Below are 3,858 nucleotides of genomic sequence, written 5' to 3'. Positions count from 1 at the left end.
GTCTTTCGCGTCCTACCGCTTCGCTACTTGAGGACGTGCCCCCGTTGAAATTCAGGTCGTACACATTGTCGACGCCCTGAATATACATGGCGAGGCGTTCGAGCCCGTAGGTCAGTTCGCCCGCAACGGGCTTGCAGTCGAAGCCGCCCATCTGCTGGAAATAGGTAAACTGGGTGACTTCCATCCCGTCGCACCAGACTTCCCAGCCAAGGCCCCAGGCGCCGACAGTCGGGTTCTCCCAGTCGTCTTCGACGAAGCGAATATCGTGAACAGTCGGGTCGATGCCAATGGCGTAGAGACTTTCCAGATAGAGGTCCTGCAAATCGTCGGGATTAGGCTTCAGGATGACCTGGAACTGGTAATAATGGCCGAGCCGGTTGGGGTTTTCCCCATAACGCGCATCCTTCGGCCGCCGCGAGGGCTGGACATAGGCAGCACGCCAGTTCTTTGGCCCCAATGCCCGCAGCACAGTCGCCGGGTGCAAGGTGCCGGCGCCGACTTCCATGTCATAGGGCTGCAGGATCGCGCAGCCCTTATCGGCCCAATAGGCCTGAAGTGTCAGGATGAGGTCCTGAAAGGATTTCGGTTTGGCGTGCGCTTTGGGTGCGGTCATGGGGCAGATCCGAATATCGATTGGGTGTCGGGTTACAGCCGTGCGCAGGGCGAAGCAAGCACGGGAATGCGATCAGAATGACCCACGAGATTCATCATGATCATTTGACCCTGCCCCGCGCCCGGTGACCATGCGGTAAAACCCGCCATGCCCCAGCAAGGCCAGGACCAGACCAATGAACAGAAAGCCGAAGAACAACAGGCCGAACATGGCCAACTCCTTTTTCTATGCCCTTACCTCAATTCAGACCCTAGCCTGCAAATGTGGCAATTCCCAGAAAATCTGGATTACCAGTCGATCGCCCTGCCATGACGGATCGCATCCAGCGCTTCACTGGCCTCACCGTCGGCGGTGTGAGTGACGAGGGGCGCGAGCAAACGCACCTCTCCCCGTCTCAATCCCTTGCGTCCCCGCACCAAAACCCGGCGCGCATCTTCGCCATGTTTCGGCGCGATGGGCAGAACGGTAATCTCTCCCGTCAGGCGATCCAGCACAGCGAGAATTCGGGCGAGTTCGGCAGCGCGATGAATTATCACAATGGGCGCACGCGGCTTGGCCGCAAACGCCATCGCCTTGATCCAACCATCGAGGCTGAGGGATTCGAGATATGCTCCAGCTTTCTCCGCTCCCGGCGCGGAGATCCTTCCTGGCTCGAAATATGGCGGGTTTGCAAAAACCAGATCGAACCGATTTTCCTTGTCGCGTACCCATTCGGCGGCATTGCCAGTCTCGACACTCACTCGGTCTTTGAAATTGTTTGACGAGACAGATTGCCGTGCGAGGTCAGTCATGACCGCATCAATATCCACGCCTGTCACCTGCATCTGCGACAATCGAAATGCGGCCGTCATCAGCGCCCCACCGCATCCACAGCCTATTTCAAGGGCCGCGCCGCCGGACTTTTCGGGAAGGGCCGCGGCCAGCATCAGCGAGTCTGTGCTGGCTCTGAAGCCCTTTTCAGGTTGGAACAGGGTGACCCGCCCCTGGTAAAGGGTATCTTCTGTGATCTGCCCCACTAGCCGCGTTCGACTTCGGCCAAGGCTGCCTCGGCAGCAGGCAACAATTCCTCCGGCACCATGACGCGCCTCGGAAACGCGCCGATATTGCCCTCGACAGCGGAGATATGCTGATCAGCGATGAAATATTCGATGCCCGCCTCCTGCAGCAGGTGCTCAACATAGCTCAGCTTGACGACATCATTGGTGCGAAAGACTTCCTTCATTCGGTCGCCGAACCGCGCAGATTGATATCCACTGAGCGGGCATCATAGACACTCGGCCGATCAGGTTTGTCGCCTTTGCCGGTGACGATTTCGAGGACTTCGGTAACCGACCCGCTATTGCCACCCCCTAGCGGAATGCCGATCCCTACGCCGACCCCGACGCTGCTGTGGCCGCGAGAGCCCGATGAACCGCCAATGGAGACGCTGGAACCACCGCTACGGCTGTCTTCACTGCGTTCGGCAAAGCTGCTGGTTATCTCAAACCAGTCAGAGCCCTCCAGAAGCGTCAGTTCAGCTGCACGCAGCAAGGCCCGGTCACGCGCCTTCGACGGACTGGAGTCGGTATAGGAGACCTGGTATCGGCCCGTTTCGATCTGTTGGCTGGAATAGCCCATCGCTCCGGACTTGGATGCGGGCCCGTAGGCCGCGTTCGACGTACATGCAGCGAGCAGGCCAGCGGCGAGCAGAATTGCATATGGCTTCATGTGGGAACCCTTCCTTGTTGGAATATTCTCAACGGCCCAATTGCCTGAATGTTTCGCACACACGGCGAGGATTCGCCACAACACTTCGCTGTGAGATGCGTCGGGGTGCCACGTCGCGCTTGATGCGAACCCATCCTACGACTATTTCCCATTTCGTCAGAGAAATGATGGGAGCCAGTGAAAACGTGACCCTTGCGCCAAAACCAAGAGGCAAAGAGGCAGTCGGTTCCATTGTGGATCGGATGCAAACGCTCGTGGCCAAGGACCTCGGTGAGGTCGAGACCTTGCTGGCGACCCGCGCAGCAAGCCCGATATCGGTCATTCCGGATCTGTCCGGTTACATTGTGTCGGCGGGCGGCAAGCGCCTGCGACCCTTGATAACCCTCATTTCTGCACATGCCGTGGGCACGCCGAACAGGGCAACACATGCTCTTGCAGCGGCCGTGGAGTTCATCCACACCGCCACGCTGCTGCACGATGACGTGGTGGACGAAAGCGATCTGCGACGCGGGAAACCTGCTGCCAAGGCAATTTGGGGCAACAAGGCCTCCATACTGGTGGGGGACTTCCTGTTTGCGCGCGCATTCAACCTGCTGGTTGAAACCAACAGTCTCGAAATCCTGAACCGGCTCGCCACAGCATCCACGGTGATTGCCGAAGGCGAAGTTCGCCAGTTGGCCGCGATGCAGGCCCGGGATCTGCCAACCGAAGACTATCTGGCAATTATTGAAGCGAAGACTGGCGCGCTGTTCGAGGCCGCTGCCGAGACCGGCGCCATGTCGGTCGGTAGTGATGATCACGCTCATGCGCTTGCCACATACGGCAAGAATCTGGGTCTCGCCTTCCAGATCATCGATGACGTGCTGGACTATGGTGGCACCACGTCGGTAATTGGCAAATCAGTTGGCGATGACTTCCGCGAATGCAAAATTACACTGCCCGTCATCGTCGCGAAGCGACGCGGCTCAGATGAAGACCGTCTGTTCTGGGACCGAGCCATGAATTCCGAAACGCAACAGGACGCCGATCTGGCTCACGCTGTTCATCTGATCCGGGCCACTGGGGCTGCAGACGCCACCGTTCAGGAGGCCGAGGCCTATGCTGCGCTGGCCAAGGGCGCGCTGAGAACGCTCGAAGAGTCCCCCTATCGCAGCGCACTCGAAGATCTGGCCGATTTCTGCGTTAGCCGGGCCTACTGAGTCCGCGAGCGTTCGAGCCACCAAAAGACTGATCCGATAGCGGCAAGGGCAACCAGTGCCGTCAATTGTAGAACCGGGAAATCATCGGCCTGGTCAGTGGACTCTGCTGCGCCAAACATGGTGACCACACCCATCACCGCGCAAATCAGTGTCATACTCCACCAGAAGGTCGCGACACTGAGGTGGCCCCAACCGCGGGCAATCAGCCGCTGATAGGCGTGATCGGTGTGCGCCTGAAGAAGATTGCGCCCCTTGAATGTGCGCCACGCTAGCGTCAGCAAGACGTCAATCAGAAACGGCAGGGCAAGCGTGAGCGCCAGAAGCGCGGCGCGAACGCCG

Annotated in this window: 6 protein-coding genes and 1 pseudogene; 1 reads left to right on the top strand and 6 read right to left on the bottom strand. The window is 59.0% G+C overall.

All coding sequences use genetic code 11. From position 1 onward, the window contains the following. The 5 genes from B4F73_RS15200 to B4F73_RS15180 form a co-directional block, all read right to left on the bottom strand. Positions 1-613 (bottom strand): glycine--tRNA ligase subunit alpha (locus tag B4F73_RS15200; RefSeq protein ID WP_290483686.1); only part of this gene is annotated, 613 nt, incomplete at its 3' end. 72 nt (positions 614-685) lie between these two features. Beyond that, entirely contained in the window at positions 686-823 is a 138-nt protein-coding gene (locus B4F73_RS15195) for a hypothetical protein (protein WP_156947859.1), read from the bottom strand. Positions 824-900: 77 nt separating this feature from the next. After that, a complete protein-coding gene (locus B4F73_RS15190) occupies positions 901-1,629 on the bottom strand; it encodes a tRNA1(Val) (adenine(37)-N6)-methyltransferase (RefSeq protein ID WP_290481267.1) in 729 nt (242 codons plus the stop codon). Next, positions 1,629-1,835, bottom strand: coding sequence for a DUF2007 domain-containing protein (locus B4F73_RS15185; protein ID WP_290483685.1), 207 nt, complete (start codon positions 1,833-1,835; stop codon positions 1,629-1,631). Before B4F73_RS15185 ends, B4F73_RS15190 begins: the two co-directional genes overlap by 1 nt. Beyond that, complete coding sequence (locus B4F73_RS15180) at positions 1,832-2,320, bottom strand: CC0125/CC1285 family lipoprotein (RefSeq protein WP_034814019.1); 489 nt, start codon at positions 2,318-2,320, stop codon at positions 1,832-1,834. The genes B4F73_RS15185 and B4F73_RS15180 overlap by 4 nt, the downstream gene beginning before the upstream one ends. Positions 2,321-2,487: 167 nt before the next feature. On the opposite strand from B4F73_RS15180, the gene B4F73_RS15175 reads away from it, so the two are divergent. Next, entirely contained in the window at positions 2,488-3,519 is a 1,032-nt protein-coding gene (locus tag B4F73_RS15175) for a polyprenyl synthetase family protein (RefSeq protein WP_414651873.1), read from the top strand. Here the strand turns inward: B4F73_RS15175 and B4F73_RS15170 are convergent. After that, positions 3,513-3,858 (bottom strand): annotated as a pseudogene (locus B4F73_RS15170) (hypothetical protein); the annotation flags it as partial. The gene B4F73_RS15175 and the pseudogene B4F73_RS15170 overlap by 7 nt on opposite strands.

The sequence above is a fragment of the Hyphomonas sp. UBA3601 genome (genome assembly GCF_002375605.1).
GTDB lineage: Bacteria > Pseudomonadota > Alphaproteobacteria > Caulobacterales > Hyphomonadaceae > Hyphomonas.
The sequence above is the reverse complement of the archived record's forward strand: the minus strand, read 5'-3'. Positions and strand labels throughout refer to the sequence as shown.